General features: G+C 37.0%; 18 protein-coding genes. 16 read left to right on the top strand and 2 right to left on the bottom strand.

All coding sequences use genetic code 11. The features are described 5' to 3' along the window. Positions 1-68: 68 nt before the first annotated feature. Complete coding sequence (locus LBU54_RS11895) at positions 69-1,832, bottom strand: aromatic amino acid hydroxylase (protein ID WP_224529950.1); 1,764 nt, start codon at positions 1,830-1,832, stop codon at positions 69-71. Positions 1,833-1,917: 85 nt separating this feature from the next. On the opposite strand from LBU54_RS11895, the gene LBU54_RS11890 reads away from it, so the two are divergent. The 15 genes from LBU54_RS11890 to LBU54_RS11820 all read left to right on the top strand — a co-directional run bounded on the left by LBU54_RS11890 (position 1,918) and on the right by LBU54_RS11820 (position 14,913). Further along, entirely contained in the window at positions 1,918-2,487 is a 570-nt protein-coding gene (locus LBU54_RS11890) for a TetR/AcrR family transcriptional regulator (protein ID WP_224529948.1), read from the top strand. 62 nt (positions 2,488-2,549) lie between these two features. Next, complete coding sequence (locus tag LBU54_RS11885) at positions 2,550-3,623, top strand: 2Fe-2S iron-sulfur cluster-binding protein (RefSeq protein ID WP_224529937.1); 1,074 nt, start codon at positions 2,550-2,552, stop codon at positions 3,621-3,623. Positions 3,624-3,660: 37 nt separating this feature from the next. Further along, a complete protein-coding gene (paaA, locus tag LBU54_RS11880; protein WP_224529936.1) occupies positions 3,661-4,617 on the top strand; it encodes a 1,2-phenylacetyl-CoA epoxidase subunit PaaA in 957 nt (318 codons plus the stop codon). Beyond that, on the top strand, positions 4,617-4,901 hold the full coding sequence (paaB, locus tag LBU54_RS11875; RefSeq protein ID WP_224529934.1) for a 1,2-phenylacetyl-CoA epoxidase subunit PaaB: 285 nt from the start codon (positions 4,617-4,619) through the stop codon (positions 4,899-4,901). The genes paaA and paaB overlap by 1 nt, the downstream gene beginning before the upstream one ends. Further along, the gene (gene paaC / locus LBU54_RS11870; RefSeq protein WP_224529932.1) at positions 4,901-5,656 is read left to right on the top strand and encodes a 1,2-phenylacetyl-CoA epoxidase subunit PaaC; all 756 of its coding nucleotides are present in this window, start codon (positions 4,901-4,903) and stop codon (positions 5,654-5,656) included. The genes paaB and paaC overlap by 1 nt, the downstream gene beginning before the upstream one ends. Before the next feature lies 1 nt (position 5,657). Continuing rightward, positions 5,658-6,161: a 1,2-phenylacetyl-CoA epoxidase subunit PaaD gene (gene paaD, locus LBU54_RS11865; protein WP_224529929.1), complete on the top strand. Its 504-nt coding sequence runs from the start codon at positions 5,658-5,660 to the stop codon at positions 6,159-6,161. Next, positions 6,161-6,517 carry a VOC family protein gene (locus tag LBU54_RS11860; RefSeq protein ID WP_224529928.1) on the top strand — a complete coding sequence of 119 codons (357 nt, stop codon included), beginning with the start codon at positions 6,161-6,163 and terminating at the stop codon, positions 6,515-6,517. The genes paaD and LBU54_RS11860 overlap by 1 nt, the downstream gene beginning before the upstream one ends. Next, a complete protein-coding gene (locus tag LBU54_RS11855; protein WP_224529926.1) occupies positions 6,517-7,296 on the top strand; it encodes an enoyl-CoA hydratase-related protein in 780 nt (259 codons plus the stop codon). The genes LBU54_RS11860 and LBU54_RS11855 overlap by 1 nt, the downstream gene beginning before the upstream one ends. Then, positions 7,297-8,232: a pyridoxal-phosphate dependent enzyme gene (locus LBU54_RS11850; protein WP_224529923.1), complete on the top strand. Its 936-nt coding sequence runs from the start codon at positions 7,297-7,299 to the stop codon at positions 8,230-8,232. 8 nt (positions 8,233-8,240) lie between these two features. Continuing rightward, positions 8,241-9,395, top strand: a complete 1,155-nt coding sequence (locus tag LBU54_RS11845; RefSeq protein WP_224529921.1) for a 3-hydroxyacyl-CoA dehydrogenase NAD-binding domain-containing protein — start codon at positions 8,241-8,243, stop codon at positions 9,393-9,395. Next, positions 9,395-9,802, top strand: a complete 408-nt coding sequence (locus LBU54_RS11840; RefSeq protein WP_224529908.1) for a PaaI family thioesterase — start codon at positions 9,395-9,397, stop codon at positions 9,800-9,802. The genes LBU54_RS11845 and LBU54_RS11840 overlap by 1 nt, the downstream gene beginning before the upstream one ends. A 3-nt stretch (positions 9,803-9,805) precedes the next feature. Continuing rightward, positions 9,806-11,014, top strand: a complete 1,209-nt coding sequence (gene pcaF, locus LBU54_RS11835; RefSeq protein WP_224529900.1) for a 3-oxoadipyl-CoA thiolase — start codon at positions 9,806-9,808, stop codon at positions 11,012-11,014. A 1-nt stretch (position 11,015) separates the two neighbouring features. Continuing rightward, positions 11,016-13,553 (top strand): phenylacetic acid degradation bifunctional protein PaaZ, encoded by a 2,538-nt coding sequence (paaZ, locus tag LBU54_RS11830; RefSeq protein WP_224529898.1) that lies wholly within the window; start codon positions 11,016-11,018, stop codon positions 13,551-13,553. A gap of 2 nt (positions 13,554-13,555) precedes the next feature. Next, complete coding sequence (locus tag LBU54_RS11825) at positions 13,556-14,314, top strand: enoyl-CoA hydratase/isomerase family protein (protein WP_224529896.1); 759 nt, start codon at positions 13,556-13,558, stop codon at positions 14,312-14,314. Next, positions 14,314-14,913, top strand: a complete 600-nt coding sequence (locus LBU54_RS11820) for an acyltransferase (RefSeq protein ID WP_224529894.1) — start codon at positions 14,314-14,316, stop codon at positions 14,911-14,913. The genes LBU54_RS11825 and LBU54_RS11820 overlap by 1 nt, the downstream gene beginning before the upstream one ends. Here the strand turns inward: LBU54_RS11820 and LBU54_RS11815 are convergent, their stop codons facing one another. Continuing rightward, positions 14,914-15,387, bottom strand: coding sequence for an Lrp/AsnC family transcriptional regulator (locus tag LBU54_RS11815; RefSeq protein ID WP_224529893.1), 474 nt, complete (start codon positions 15,385-15,387; stop codon positions 14,914-14,916). It lies immediately after the preceding gene. 168 nt (positions 15,388-15,555) lie between these two features. Between LBU54_RS11815 and LBU54_RS11810 the strand changes: the two genes are divergently transcribed. Continuing rightward, positions 15,556-16,860, top strand: a complete 1,305-nt coding sequence (locus LBU54_RS11810; RefSeq protein WP_394370859.1) for a dihydrolipoamide acetyltransferase family protein — start codon at positions 15,556-15,558, stop codon at positions 16,858-16,860. Positions 16,861-16,895: the final 35 nt, after the last annotated feature.

The following is a 16,895-nucleotide window of genomic DNA, read 5'->3' as shown; positions in this document are numbered from 1 at the left end:
AAAACTTTTTACAAATTTGTGAAAAGTTTGAAACCTTAAAAGTATCAAATGTTACATAGTGATGATGCTTAAGAGGTCTGCTCCTTAATTATTTTAATTCCGTCAGTTATTAAATGTGCTATTTTTGGATTATTTTCCATGTAAGACTGTAAGATTTCATTTGTTATATCCCTCACTTCTTCTAGATTATTTTTTATTGAAATTTCGTGCAGTTCCAATGGGAGTAGCCATTCCTGTGGAAACTTAGTTTTCAATAGACTTATTATTTCTAGAAGTTTGGATTCGTCCAGGTTATTTTTAGAATGTCTTAGATCCCGAACTGATTCATAAAGTTGCTCAAGTTTTATAGTATCGGAATCTTTTTTTGGAGATTGTGTGATGTAATTGGATACGTTGTACAGATTCTCAAAAGATCTGAAGTCTGCACTACCTGCATAAGCTGAAATAATCGAGGACCCTATAGCTAAATCAAAAGCACCATCTTGTGGTGAAAATAAAACTTCATCATTATACTTAACCGTACAATCTTCAAACTGAATGAGAATTAATTTTCCATTAATATTACGTAATCCAGTTATATTCATTCCGTCAACGGTTATTCCACTTTCATATTCAAAAGCGATGCGCTTTCCATCATAAAAATTGTAAGCCTTGAGATCTCTTGGCCCCATATCTTCTATAGCTAGGTTTATCCCTTTAAGCTTGCCAATGGGTGAGCTAAAACCATTAGGGTAATTAGCCACGCCGTGACCAATAAGTTCTTTTTCACGATTGGCCAAAGCTGTTGGCCCATCTGTTTTAAAGAAAACGACATTGTTGTCCTCATCTCGTATCATTTCAGTAAATTTTCCTGAAATCTGAAGCCCAGTATTTAATTCTATGGTCCCGATTTTTTGCGAATCGATTAATTTTTGAAGACCTCTCCAACCTCCTTTTCTTAGTGCCATATTATTTGCAAATTCCTCTAAGACCTGCATTAAATAAGAAAAGTCTGGTGTTACAAATAGTTGAGGTTGTGGTTTTGTAATATCAAATTCAGTTTCAGCAGCTGTAATAGAATAAGGAATTTTTTTAACAGCTTCTGAGAGGCACCATTTACTTTCGCCAATCGAAGACAGAAGTCCGGCACCATAAAGCTTTGGATTTTCAGGTGTGCCAATTAGTCCATATTCTACAGTCCACCAGTGTAAATTACGTATTTGAGCCATTTCAGAAAGTTCTACTTTCTTGGACTGGAGGAGATTCACAGCGTCTTCCGCTTCAAGGATTTCTTCTTCAGTACTAGAAGACGCCTCTTTTAAAATTGATAATTTCCTCACTGCTTCGTACATGTCATTATCGTGAGCAGATAAGATGGCCTTTGAACCTATTTCACCAAAACGTCTCAGGTATTCAGCATAATCCGGATTAGCGATTATGGGTGCGTGCCCAGCTGCCTCATGGATAATATCTGGCGCAGGTGTATATTCTATATTCTCGAGTTGTCTAATATCTGAGGCTATTACAAGGATTTTGTATGCTTGAAATTCCATGAACGCATTAGGAGGAATAAAACCATCTACTGCTACCGCGGCCCAACCAATTTCTTTTAAAATCCGATTCATACCATACATACTTGGAATACTATCGACAGAAATACCAGTCATATCAAGGCCTTTTAAATAAGATTCATGAGCTACTTTTGAGAGATATGATATATTTTTGCGCATCACATATCGCCAAACCGCTTGATTTATTGGCGAATAGGACTCGTAGTTTTGAGGCTTAATAAACTGCTTTAAATGAGGTGGTAGCCTATCGATTAAAGGATTAGACTCATAGGTTAGTGCCATGCAATTTTTGTCGCTAAATTATTAAATGTTCAATACATTAGAGAAATATTAGAATATTTTTAGGCTTTAAAATGTAAGTGTCTCAATGAAAACAGAAACACGAAAAGAAGAGATCATTAGAGTGGCCGCAAAACTTTTCAAGGAGAAAGGTTACAGCGCAGTTACTATGAGAGATATTGCCAAGTCAATGGATATAAAGGCGGCAAGTCTCTATAATCATATCAATTCCAAACAAGACATTCTTGAAGCCATTATAATATCGCTCGCAGAACAATTTACCACCGAAATGCTAGAAATTAAGAAATCAGAAATTGGTGCTATTGATAAGTTGAAGCAAATAATTACATTACATGTTAGGCTCTCAAGCCAAAATATATATGGTATGGCATCCTTAAATAATGATTGGATGCACTTGGAAGAACAGATGTCTTATTACATAAAGTTACGTTCAGACTACGAAAATGATTTTAAACACATATTAGAAGAAGGAATACGCAGTGGCGAACTTATTGCGGTAAAACCAGATGTGATGATGTTTTCAATTCTTACAACATTGCGCTCGTTATATTTATGGATACCGAAAAAAGAAGATATAAATCTAGGAGAACTTTCCGAAAATCTGAGCCTGATTTTGCTCAACGGAATTAACAAATAGTTTAGATATATTTTTTTAACTTTGCTTACTAACTAACAGTTGTTAGTTAAATAATTAAAAGCATGGCTCAGTTTTATAAACTTAAGGTAAAAGACATTTATAAAGAAACAGATGACTGTTCGGTAGTAACATTCGATGTTCCTTCGGAATTAAAGCCTGAATTTGCTTATTGTCAAGGCCAACATTTAACCCTCAGAGCTATGATTGATGGTGAAGATGTTCGTCGTTCTTATTCCTTGTGTTCAAGCCCAGTGGAAAATAAATGGCAAGTTGCAGTGAAGCAAATACCTGGCGGTAAGTTTTCTACTTTTATTAATGAAGCATTAGAGGCTGGACAAGAGATTGATGTAATGGCGCCAAGTGGCACTTTTGGTGTTGAAGTTAACAAAGAGGCCACTAAAAACTATCTTTTTTTCGCTGCCGGTAGTGGAATTACACCAGTAATTTCCATGATTAAAACACATCTCAAAAATGAAATTAACTCAACCTGTAAACTTTTTTATGTAAATAAAACCGCAAAATCCATTATCTTTAAAGAAGAACTTGAGCAGCTAAGAAACACGTACTTTGGAAGACTTGAAATCTATTATTTCCTAACACAAGAAAAACGTGATATAGATCTGTTTAATGGTAGGTTTGACGATGAAAAAATGGCTGTGTTGACCAAGGTTTTTATTGATATACCTGACACGAGCGAGGTTTTTCTATGTGGCCCGGAAAAAATGGTGAATTATGTAAGTGAGTATTTAATAAAAGCCGGTTTACCTAAAGATCTCGTCCATTTTGAATTGTTCGTGACTGGTCTTACGGAAGAAGATATTAAACGTCAGGAACGATTAGCAAAACAAAATGTCGAAGGTATAGAAGTAACTATTATAGATGGTGGAAAGGAGTTTCTTTTCACTATGACAAAGGACTTTGATAATATTCTAGACGCAGCACTAAATGCAGGAGCGGATTTACCATTTGCATGTAAAGGAGGTGTTTGCAGTACATGCAAGTGTCAAGTAAAAGAGGGTGATGTAGAGATGAAAATCAATTATGCTTTGGAGGAAGATGAGATAGCGCAGAACCTTGTTCTAAGTTGCCAGGCAGTGCCAACAACTCAGAAAGTAGTTGTTGATTTTGATGTTTAAGATTGAAAAAGGAAAATAGATTAAAAACCATTTTAAAATGAGTGAAGATCAAATTAAGAATTTAGAAGCACAATTTGAAGCGCGTATTGCTCGTGACGAAAAGATTGAGCCCAAGGATTGGATGCCAGAGAAATATCGTCAAACACACATCAGACAGATTTCTCAGCATGCACATTCTGAAATAGTAGGGATGCTACCCGAAGGAAACTGGATAACAAGAGCACCTTCGTTAAGACGCAAAGTTGCTTTACTTGCAAAAGTCCAGGACGAAGCAGGTCATGGTTTATACCTTTACAGCGCCTGCGAAACATTAGGGGTTTCAAGAGAAGAACTCTATGATCAATTACATACTGGTAAGGCCAAATACTCAAGTATTTTTAACTACCCTACAATAACCTGGGCAGATATAGGTGCTATCGGCTGGTTGGTTGATGGCGCAGCAATAATAAATCAAGTACCATTATGTAATACGTCTTTTGGACCTTACGCAAGAGCTATGATACGTGTTTGCAAGGAAGAAAGTTTTCACCAAAGACAAGGTTACGAAATTATGATGACCTTAGCCAACGGAACGCCTGAACAAAAAGAAATGGCCCAAGACGCTTTAAATCGTTGGTGGTGGCCCTCACTTATGATGTTCGGGCCAACTGATGCTGAGTCTGTGCATACAGCGCAATCAATGAAATGGAAATTGAAGCGCAAAACAAATGACGAATTACGTCAACAGTTTGTTGACCAGACAGTGCCTCAAGCAGAATTAATTGGTTTGACTATTCCTGATGATGACTTAAAATGGAACGACAAACGAAAATCATATGACTTTGGTCCTATTGATTGGGATGAGTTTTGGCAGGTGGTTAAAGGTCATGGCCCTATGAACAAAGAACGTATGAACGCCAGAGTATCAGCTTGGGAAAATGGTGAATGGGTAAGAGATGCTGCCGTAGCCTACGCAGATAAGCAAAAAGAATATAAATCAAAACAAGCAGTCTGATGAGTAAAGATTGGCCACTTTGGGAAGTCTTCGTTAGAAGCAAAAATGGATTAGAACATCGTCACTTCGGTAGTTTACATGCTGCCGACGCTGAGATGGCATTAGAAAACGCTCGAGACGTATACACCAGACGCAATGAAGGTGTTAGTATTTGGGTTGTAGAGTCAAAGCATATAACTGCATCTAATCCAGAGCACAATGCTGAGTTGTTTGAGCCTGCTCAAGATAAGGTGTACAGGCATCCAACTTTCTATGACATACCTGATGAAATAAAGCATATGTAATGGAGAAAAAGGATTTATATAATTACATACTGGGTATTGCAGATAACCCCCTTATTCTAGGGCAAAGATTGGGTGAATTATGTGGCCATGGCCCAAGTTTAGAAACGGATATTGCGTGTACCAACATCGCTCTCGATCTTTTTGGCCAAACACGAAGTTATTTTCAATATGCTGCCAAAATAAAAGGTGAAAATGCCACTGAAGATTCAATAGCATTTTTAAGAACCGAAAGGGAATACACTAATGTTCTATTAGTAGAGCAACCAAATACTGATTTTGCATTTACCATTACAAGGCAGTTTTTATTTGATGTATACCATTACTTGTTTTTAGAACAACTTCAAAAAAGTAAGGACGTAAACCTGTCAGCGATCGCGCATAAAGCCATTAAAGAAGTCAGTTATCATCAGCGTTTTTCATCAGATTGGATTAAACGCTTAGGCGATGGAACAGATGAAAGTAAAAAGCGTATGCAGAACGCAGTTAATGATTTGTGGCGTTATACGGATGAACTATTTCATACGACAGAATCCGATGAAGCCATGATTGCAGAGGGAATTGGTGTAGATGTTAAAAAACTAAAGAATATTTATTATTCAAGAATTAATAAAATTTTAGAGGATGCCAGACTTGAAATTCCTGAGTCAAAGTGGTTTCAAAAAGGTGGCAAACACGGGTTGCATACTGAGTACATGGGTTATATCCTGAGCGAAATGCAATACATGCAAAGAACATATCCAAACATGACCTGGTAATATGACAGTTGTGCAAGGTGTACATATTGATGAAGAATTATTTTCCATACTCGAAAAGGTTTCCGATCCAGAGATACCTGTGCTTTCAATATTAGAGATGGGTGTTGTACGCTATGCCGTTTTGGAAGATAAACATGTTAAGGTTAAAATTACGCCAACGTACAGTGGTTGCCCGGCAATGGATGTTATTGGTGATGATATAAAAAGAGCACTATCCAAACACGGATTTACGTCTGAAGTTGAACTCGTATTAGCTCCAGCATGGACAACAGATTGGATAACTCCAAAAGGAAGGAAAGCATTGGAAGACTATGGAATAGCTGCGCCTTTAGAACCGGAAGCAGATAAGGATGTATTGCTACACGGAAAGCGTATAGTTAAATGCCCGCAATGTAAATCTACAAACACAAGGATGGTAAGTCAATTTGGCTCCACAGCTTGTAAGGCCCAATTTCAATGTGATGACTGCCAAGAACCATTCGATTATTTTAAATGCCTTAAATAATGTTAGGTTTAAGAACGACAATATATAAAGTAGATAATTTAGACAAGGCAAAAGCATGGTACACAAAGGCGTTCAAAGTGAAACCTTATTTTGATGAGCCTTACTATGTGGGTTTTAATGTTGAAGGTTATGAATTGGGGCTGCAAGAGGAACCGTCAATTAAAGGTGATAGTGTATATGTATATTGGGGAGTCGAAGATATTCATGAGGAGTATAAACGTTTTTTAAGTTTGGGAGCCGTAAGCCATGAAGAGCCTATGAATGTGGGAGGTGAATTAATGGTGTGTTCGGTCAAAGATCCTTGGAATAATATTATTGGTTTGATTTATAATCCTTACTTTCAATTACCTAAATAATGAATTTTATTGAATTAGAAATAGTAGATAAAGTAGCGACCATTGCTCTTAATCGACCTGAAGTATTTAATAGTTTCAATCGTGAAATGGCACTAAATCTGCAAAAAGTTTTAGATGATTGTGCTTCTAATCCAGGCGTGAGGGCCATGGTTTTAACAGGTAAGGGTAAAGCGTTTTGTGCTGGACAAGATTTGAAAGAGGTTACAGACCCTGATTTAAATCCTGGATTTAAAAAAATATTAGAGGAACACTACAATCCAATTATTCTTAAAATCAGGAATATAAAAAAGCCAGTTTTAGGAGCTATAAATGGTGTGGCTGCTGGTGCTGGTGCTAATATTGCTTTAGCTTGTGATATTGTCGTAGCCCATGAAAAAGTTAGTTTTATTCAAGCATTTAGTTTAATTGGTCTAGTACCGGATAGTGCAGGTACTTTTTTCTTGCCACGATTAATTGGATTTCAAAAAGCATCGGCTTTAGCAATGTTAGGAGATAAGGTTAGTGCAATTGAGGCTGAGAAAATAGGAATGATATATAAATGTGTGCCTGCAGAATCTTTTGAGGATACAGTAACCCAGTTATCTGTAAAACTTGCAAATATGCCAACTAAAGCCTTGGGAATGATCAAAGGACTTCTCAATGCATCCATGGGTAATTCCCTAGAAGACCAATTGGCAATGGAATCAAAATATCAAATTGAAGCGGCTCAAAGTGAAGACTATGCTGAAGGTGTGGCTGCGTTTATAGAAAAACGTAATCCTAACTTTAAAGGCGGCTAATTGAATAAAGAAACACTTATAGCAGTTAAGGAGCGTATTCAGCCCTATATTCATCGCACACCTGTGTTAACATCACAATTGTTAGATGACTTAAGTGGGGCGAAATTATTTTTTAAGTGTGAAAACTTCCAGAAAATGGGAGCGTTCAAGATGAGAGGAGCAGCAAATGCGATTTTGTCTTTATCTGATGAGGAGCGACAAAAAGGAGTAGTAACACATTCTTCTGGTAATTTTGCACAGGCAGTGTCCTTGGCGGCTCAAAAATTGGGTGTAAAAGCTTATATTGTTATGCCTAAAAATGCACCTCAGGTTAAAAAGGATGGTGTAAAAACCTATGAAGGTGAAATTATTGAGTGTGAGTCAACACCACAGGCTCGTGAGGCAACTGCAGAAAAAATACAAAATGAGAAAGGAGCTTCTTTTTTACATCCTTCAAACCAAGATGAGGTGATTTATGGGAATAGTACTGTTGCGATGGAATTACTGGAGGATCATCCAGATTTAGATGTGGTTTTAGCTCCTATTGGCGGAGGTGGTTTAATTGCAGGAACGGCATTGGCGGTTCATAATTTTGCTACAAATTGCAAGGTTATTGGTGGAGAACCTATGGAGGTTGATGACGCTTACAGATCTATGATTTCAGGAAAGATTGAAACGAACAAAACCTTTAATACTGTTGCAGATGGCCTCAGGACTCACTTAGGAGATAGAAATTTTCCGATTATACAAAAATATGTTGATAAGATAATTAGAGTCGAGGAGGACGAGATTATCCAGGCAATGCAACTAATATGGGAACGGATGAAAATTATAATTGAGCCCTCATGTGCAGTGCCTTTTGCGGCACTATTGAAGAACAAAGAAGAGTTTAAAAATAAGAAGGTAGGAATTATATTGTCTGGTGGCAATGTGGATGTTAAAAACTTACCATTTTAAGTTAAGTTATGAATGTAGGAATAATTGGTTCTGGAACAATGGGAAGTGGTATCGCTCAGGTTGCCGCTACTGCTGGATGTGCTGTTAAACTTTACGATACTAATAATGAAGCTTTAGAAAAAGCTAAAAATTCATTAGAAAAAATTCTTTCCCGTCTTATCGAGAAAGGCCGAATCGATGATACTGAAAAGACTAGAATACAAGCCAATATTGACTACACTAATAATTTGGGCGACTTGGCAGATTCCGATCTTACAATTGAAGCCATTGTAGAAAATTTAGAAATTAAAAGAACTGTTTTTGAACATCTTGAAACCTATGTTTCAGAGGATTGTATTATCGCATCAAATACCTCTAGCTTATCAATCGCGTCCATTGCTTCTGCATTAGATAAACCTGAACGTTGCATTGGGATTCATTTCTTTAATCCAGCACCATTGATGAAGTTGGTTGAGGTGATTCCTGCTGTACAAACCTCTAATGAAATATTGACCAAAACAACAGATATTATAACAAATTGGGGCAAAACTATTGCAGTAGCGAAAGATACACCTGGTTTTATTGTAAACAGAGTAGCTCGACCCTTTTATGGTGAGGCACTTCGTATCTATGAAGAAGGTATAGCTGATTTTATAACAATAGATTATAGTTTGAAGTCCGTTGGTGGATTCAGAATGGGACCTTTTGAACTTATGGATTTTATTGGTAATGATATTAATTATACGGTGACAGAATCTGTATTTGAGGCATTCTATTATGATCCGAGATACAAACCTTCTTTTACTCAAAAAAGATTTTCTGAGGCGGGTTATTTAGGTAGAAAATCGGGTAAAGGTTACTTTGATTATAGTGATGGAGCTAGTAAGCCAGAACCAATCAAAAATGTAGAATTAGCCACTATAATATTCAACCGTATTTTGGTCATGCTGATTAATGAAGCAGCAGATGCTTTGTTCTTGAATATCGCATCAGCAGAAGATATTGATAATGCCATGACTAAAGGAGTCAATTATCCCAAAGGACTGTTAGCTTGGGCAGACGAAAAAGGAATAGAATGGTGTGTAGAAATGTTGGATAATCTCTATAATGAGTATCACGAGGATAGATATCGATGTAGCCCAATATTACGCAAAATGCTTAGAGAAAATAAAACATTCTTTTAATGCAAGGCGAAAAAATACCATACAAAATGCTTAGTCAAGATCCGTTCAGTACATGGATGGGAGTGGAAATTTTGGAGTGTGAAATTGGACGATGTAAGGTAGGGATGACTGTGAGAGAAGACATGCTCAATAGTATGGGTAAAGCTCACGGAGGTGTGAGTTATGCATTAGCTGATATTGCATGTGGATATGCAGCTAATACCCACGGTAAATATGCAGTTAGTATAGAATCTAGTATTAACCATATTGAAGCCTTGAAGAAAGGAGATTACCTTGTAGCAGAGTCTGTGATTGAAAAGGTAAAAAATAAGTTGGGTTTCAATGTTATTGAAGTAAAACGTGAGGACGAATTGGTCGCTTTGTTTAAAGGGATAGTATATAGAACTCAAAAAGATTGGGAAGAATAAATAATGAAAGAAGCATATATAATTGACGGGATTAGAACCCCAATAGCTAATTATAAGGGTACCTTATCTTCGGTTAGAACAGATGATTTAGCTGCGATAGTAATTTCTGAAGTGGTAAAGCGAAATCCAAATATTCCTAAAGAAGCTTATGACGATGTTATAATGGGTTGTGCTAATCAGGCTGGAGAAGATAACCGCAATGTAGCTAGAATGGCTTCATTGTTAGCAGGATTGCCATTTACGGTTCCTGGCGAAACTGTAAATCGCTTATGTAGTTCAGGATTATCTGCAATAATCCATGCGAATCGTGCTATTAAGGCTGGAGATGGTGATCTGTTCATTTCCGGAGGAGTAGAAAATATGACTCGCGGACCATATGTGATAGCAAAACCGTCAAGCGCATTTGGTGGCGATTCAAAAATGTATGATTCTACATTCGGATGGCGTTTTGTTAATCCAAAAATGCATCAAATGTATGGTACAGATGGTATGGGAGTTACGGCTGAGAATCTGGTAGAAAAATATAAAATTTCAAGGGAAGATCAGGATAATTTTGCCTATTGGAGCCAAATGAAAGCTTCTAAAGCACAAGAAAATGGGAGATTGGCAAAAGAAATTGTGAATGTTGAAATTCCACAACGTAAAAAAGATCCTATAATATTTTCTAAGGACGAATTTGTAAAACCAAATACTACAAAAGAAGTCTTGGGAAAACTCAGACCAGCATTCAAAAAGGAAGGTGGAAGTGTAACGGCTGGGAATTCATCAGGATTAAATGATGGAGCAGTCGCTACAATAATTGCTTCAGATGATGCTGTTGAAAAATATAACTTAAAACCCATTGCCAAAATTGTGAGTTCCGCAGTTGTAGGTGTTGAACCTAGAATCATGGGTATTGGTCCTGTACAGGCATCGAATAAAGCACTCGACAAGGCTGGTTTAACAATGGATGATATGGATATAATAGAACTTAATGAAGCTTTTGCAGCTCAAGCATTAGCGTGCACAAGAGTTTGGGGATTAGCTGACAATGATTCAAGGTTAAACCCAAATGGAGGGTCAATAGCCATTGGCCATCCATTAGGAGTGACTGGTGCAAGGATAGCATACTCTGCGGCTTTAGAGTTACATGAGCAAGAAAAGAAATATGCCTTGGTTACCATGTGTATTGGAGTGGGTCAAGGTTATGCGACAATTTTAGAACGTGTTTAAAATGAAGAAAATTCAACATTATGTCCAAGGCCAATGGACAACAGGTACTGAAGAAGGCTTACCAGTCTTAGATGCAGTTACTGGAGAGGCTTTTGCTTCAGTTGCTATTGAAGGCTTAGATATACCTGATATTCTTCAATATGGAAGGATTAAAGGAGGTGAAAAACTTCGCAAAATGACCTTTCAGGAGCGCGGTAATATGCTCAAAAAATTGGCTTTATATCTTTCCAAACGTAAAGATTCTTTCTACGAACTAAGTTATAGGACAGGTGCGACAAAAGTTGATAGTTGGATTGATATAGAAGGCGGTTTTGGTAATTTATTTGCCAATGCGTCATTACGTAAGTTATTCCCCAATCAACCATTTCATGTAGAAGGAGATCCAATAGATTTGTCACGAGGTGGGCGTTTTATGGCGCATCATATTATGGTTCCTAAGAAAGGAGTGGCTGTTCATATTAATGCCTTTAACTTCCCAGTTTGGGGAATGTTGGAAAAATGCGCGGTGAATTGGATGGCTGGTGTTCCGGCTGTTGTTCTTCCTGCACCATCATCTTCGTATTTGGCTGAAGCAGTGGCAAGGACAATAATAGAATCGGATATTTTACCGGAGGGTGCTTTGCAGATTATCAATGGAACAATTCGAAATATATTAGATACTGTAGAATCTCAAGATGTGGTCACATTTACTGGTTCTGCATCAACAGGAAGATTGTTAAAGGCACATCCTCGATTAATTGAAGAGTCTGTCCCGTTTACGACAGAAGCAGACTCATTAAATGCTTCTATTTTGGGAGAGGATGCTGTGCCGGGAACGCCCGAGTTTGATCTTTTTGTTAAGGAAGTCCGTAAGGAAATGACTGTAAAAGCAGGACAAAAATGTACTGCTATTCGCAGAATTATAGTGCCAGAGAATTTGGTTGAAGACGTTCAAATAGCATTAGGAAAAGCCCTTGATAGAGTTACTATTGGAGACCCAAGATTAAAAGAAGTACGGATGGGCTCTTTAATTAGTCATCAACAAGTAAAGGCAGTTAAGGATTCGGTTTCCGATTTAGCCAAAGAAGCGCAAATAGTGTACGGTAATTTGGATAAAATAGAAACGATTGGTGCCGATGCCGAAAAAGGTGCATTTATAAGTCCAATTCTTTTAAGGGCAGATCATCCGTTTGAAAATACCGTAATTCATGAACGCGAAGCATTTGGTCCAGTCAGTACCATAATGCCTTATAAATCTCTAGATGAAGCTGTAATTTTGGCTCAAATGGGCAAAGGATCTTTGGTGTCATCTATCGTTACTTATGATGACAAAATTGCTAAAGATTATGTAGTTAATGCGGCAAGTCATCATGGAAGGATTTTAGTTTTAAATAGAGAAAGTGCTAAAGAGAGCACAGGACATGGTTCACCATTACCTTATTTGGTGCATGGTGGTCCTGGTCGTGCAGGTGGAGGCGAAGAAATGGGAGGCATGCGCGGTATAAAGCATTATTTGCAACGCACAGCAATTCAAGGTACACCTACAACAATTACTGAAATTACGGGAATATATCAGCAGAATGCTAAGTATAAAGAGGCAGAACAACACCCATTTAAATATCATTGGGAAGACATTCAGCCAGGAATGTCCTTAAAAACCCATAAACGAACCATTACAGATTCAGACATAATTAATTTTGCAAATCTCACTTGGGATCATTTCTATGCACATACGGATACAACCTCATTAGATGGGAGTATTTTTGAAAAGCGCACGGCTCATGGATATTTTATAATTTCTGCGGCAGCAGGCTTATTTGTCTATCCAAATAAAGGTCCAGTAGCAGCAAATTATGGATTGGACAGCATTAGATTTTTACGTCCATTGTATCACAATGACACTATTTATGTGCGCCTCACTTGTAAGGAAAAAGTAGATCGTGATGTCGTCTCAGCTGAACATCCAAGTGGAATAGTAAAATGGCATGTAGAGGTATTTGATGCAAATTTTGAAAGCAGACCTGAAAGTCAAAAATCGGATAAGGATACGCCTTTAGTCGCTGTTGCTACCATTCTAACAATGGTTCAAAAAAAGCAGGAAACATTTGTTGAGATTAATAAAGAATCAATAACAAAATATTTAAGCAAGCTTACTGCGGAATCAAAGCCACTTTGGGGCAAAATGACAGCACAGCAGATGCTGGAACATCTGGAGTATTCAGTGAGAATCTCATCTGGAGAAATTCAAAATTTCGAAATACAAACACCAGAGAAAATTCTAGAAAAAGTTCATAATACCTTATACAATTATGAACCGATGCCAAAGAATTTTGCGGCACCATTACGTTTGGAAGACGAAATAAAATCTTCAAAGCATGAGAATCTGGAAGCTGCAAAAATAAAATTAATTGAGGCATATGATAATTTTGTAGAATACTACAAGGAGCATCCAGAGGCTAAATTAAAGAATCTAGTATTTGGAGAGCTTAACCGTTACGAATGGAATTTATTCCATAGAAAACACTTTAATCATCATTTTGAACAATTTGGATTAATATAGTTATGTCAGATAATAAGCCATACGTTAAACTAACAATTGAAAACGAAGTAGGATATATTGAGTTTTATCATCCTGCACATAATTCATTACCAGGAGATATTTTAGCAGAATTAGCAAAAACAATCACTGATGCTGGTAAAAATGAATCTGTAAAAGTCATAGTACTCAAAAGTGGTGGTGATAGGACGTTTTGTGCAGGAGCTAGTTTTAATGAACTCATAAATATTAATGATGAAGCAACAGGAAAGGTGTTCTTTTCTGGTTTTGCTAATGTAATTAACGCAATGCGTAAATGTCCCAAATTTATTATTGGCCGTATACAAGGTAAAACTGTTGGTGGCGGTGTTGGTCTAGCCTCAGCAACAGATTATTGTATGGCAACAAAATATGCGGCAATTAAGTTAAGCGAATTGAATGTTGGGATTGGCCCTTTTGTAGTTGGCCCAGCTGTAGAACGAAAATTAGGATTAAGTGGAATGTCCCAAATTGCTATTGATGCCAATACTTTTTATCCTGCTGACTGGGCTAAAGAGAAAGGTTTGTTTACGCAGGTGTATCAATCTACTGAAGAGTTGGACGAAGCTGTAAAAATATTTGCTGAGAATTTGTGCAATTACAACACGGAAGCCATGAAAGAAATGAAATCCATGTTCTGGAAAGGAACTGAAAACTGGGATAGTTTACTAGCCGAACGTGCATCTATTAGTGGACGATTGGTTTTAAGTGATTTTACTAAAGAAACACTTAAACGATTTAAATAATGATTTACAGCTTTCAAGGTTATATCCCAGTAGTGCACGAAAGTAGTTTTGTTCATCCTTTAGCGGCTGTTACGGGCAATGTAATTATTGGAAAGAACTGTTATATAGGTCCTGGAGCAGCCATTCGAGGGGATTGGGGGCAAATAATTGTTGAAGATGGGGTAAATGTTCAGGAAAATTGTACCATACATATGTTTCCAGGAAAATCAATAACCCTACATGAAAATGCTCATGTTGGACATGGAGCCATTATCCATGGTGCTAATCTCGGGAGGAACTGTTTAATAGGAATGAATTCGGTGATAATGGATGATGCTGTAATTGGAGAGGAATCAATAGTTGGTGCCATGGCATTAGTAAAAGCGGAGACCGTAATTCCAAAGCGCAGTTTAGTGATAGGTAATCCGGCAAAAATTGTACGTGAGGTCAATGATGAAATGATTGAATGGAAAACTAAAGGAACTGAATTGTATCAGCAATTACCCAAAGAATGTCACGAAACATTAAGAGAAGTTGTGCCACTAAAAGAAGTACCTGAGCAAATGAAAGTTCAGGACGATGTGTATAAGACCCTTCGTGAAACCTTCAATAAAAAGTAATTAGATTATACTTAAATCAATCTCATTTGTTTCTTTGCCTGTTGAGAGTGTAATTAAGCTTTGTACATTCCCTAGGTATGGCAAAAGCGTCAATTTTGAAATAATAAAATGCTCATAAGCTTCAATATCCTCAACAACAAGCTTTAGTAGGTAATCAAAATTTCCACTTACGCGATGGCATTCAATGACTTCGGGGAAATTATTTATTTCAGTTACGAATTTCTCGAGATAGCTTCGCGTGTGTCCTTGAAGTGTAATTCCAATGAATACGGTAAGTTTTAGGCCTATTTTTTTATTATCCAGTATGGCTACATACTTCTTGATATAACCTTCTTTTTCCAACTTTTTAATACGTTCAAAAACAGGTGAAGTTGTCATACCTAACTCATCTGCAATGCTTTTAGTGGTGCGGTTACTGTTCTTTTGAAGAATGCTAAGTATTTGAGTATCTATTTTGTCTAAGCTGTATCCCATAAGAAATATATTTTGTGTTTGCATCAAAACATAAAAATATGAAGAATAAAACACCTGTAAAATTATTATTCTAAGAATATTATTCTGTTTATAATCAAATTAAAAGTTTTTAACACAAGGAAATACTGTTATTACGTATCTTTGATACTGGCTTAAAATGTGTTCAAATTGGCTAAGATTGAATTTAAAATGCCCAAGTTGGGTGAAAGTATAACCGAGGCAGCTATAATCACTTGGTTTAAGAATGTAGGCGATACTATTGAAGAGGATGAAATGCTACTTGAGGTTGCGACAGATAAAGTTGACTCTGAAGTGCCTTCTAATGTTTCAGGTATTGTAGAAGATATTTTGTTTGAGGCTAACGAGGTTATCAAAATAGGCGAAACTATCGCTATTATTGAAAGTAACGGTGAAGTTGTTAAAACCAAATCTAAGTCCCAGCGTCAAACACTTAAAACGGAGTCTGAAAAGCCTAAACAAAAAAACGCTGGTAACAAACCAAAAATTGATATACCACAGTCTACCGAGAAATTCAGTGTTTCAAATTCTAATACATTCTTTTCGCCTCTAATAATTTCAATAGCCAAAAAGCATCATATTAGTTACGAGGAATTGGCTAGAATCCCGGCAACGGGAAAAGAGGGGAGATTGCGCAAAAGCGATGTATTCCGATATATTGATAATGGTAGACCTTATAAATTTGCGCAACCTATTACCCAAGACCCCACAGCATATAGAATCCCACAACTCTCTTTTGATAAAGGCGCGGGTAAAATAATCGAAATGGACAGAATGCGCCAGATGATTGCAGATCATATGGTGTATTCAAAACATACATCGCCTCATGTCACGGCTTATGTAGAGGCAGATCTTACCAACATGGTAAATTGGCGAAATAAAAACAAAAAAGCATTTCAGGATAAATACGATGAAAAGCTAACGTTTACACCATTATTTGTGGAGGCTGTTGCAAAAGCTGTTAAAGATTTTCCAAATATTAACGCTTCAGTAGATGGTAATAATATTATTGTTAAAGAGGCTATAAATATTGGTATGGCAACAGCCTTACCTAGTGGTAACCTAATTGTACCTGTTGTAAAAAATGCTGACACCAAGAACTTACTTGAGCTCGCAAAGGATGTTAATGCTCTTGCTAATAAAGCACGTGAAAATAGTTTACAGGCCGATGATATTAAAGGAAGTACGTTTACCATTTCCAATGTTGGAACCTTTGGTAGTGTAATGGGAACACCAATAATTAATCAGCCAGAAGTTGCTATTCTTGCTTTGGGCATAATAAAAAAGCGACCTGAGGTAATAGAAACAGATAAAGGCGATGAAATTACAATTAGAAGTATGATGTACTTATCACTTTCGTTTGACCATCGTGTTGTAGACGGTTTCTTGGGTGGAAGTTTTGTGCGCCGCGTTGCAGATTACTTCGAACAATTTGATATCAATAGGACAATATAAAAATAATTTTATCCTGACCTTGTTTCAGGATGTTG

Origin of the sequence: Winogradskyella alexanderae (genome assembly GCF_020166335.1) — a bacterium.
Classification (GTDB): Bacteria; Bacteroidota; Bacteroidia; order Flavobacteriales; family Flavobacteriaceae; genus Winogradskyella; species Winogradskyella alexanderae.
This window is presented reverse-complemented; position numbering and strand designations above follow the sequence as displayed.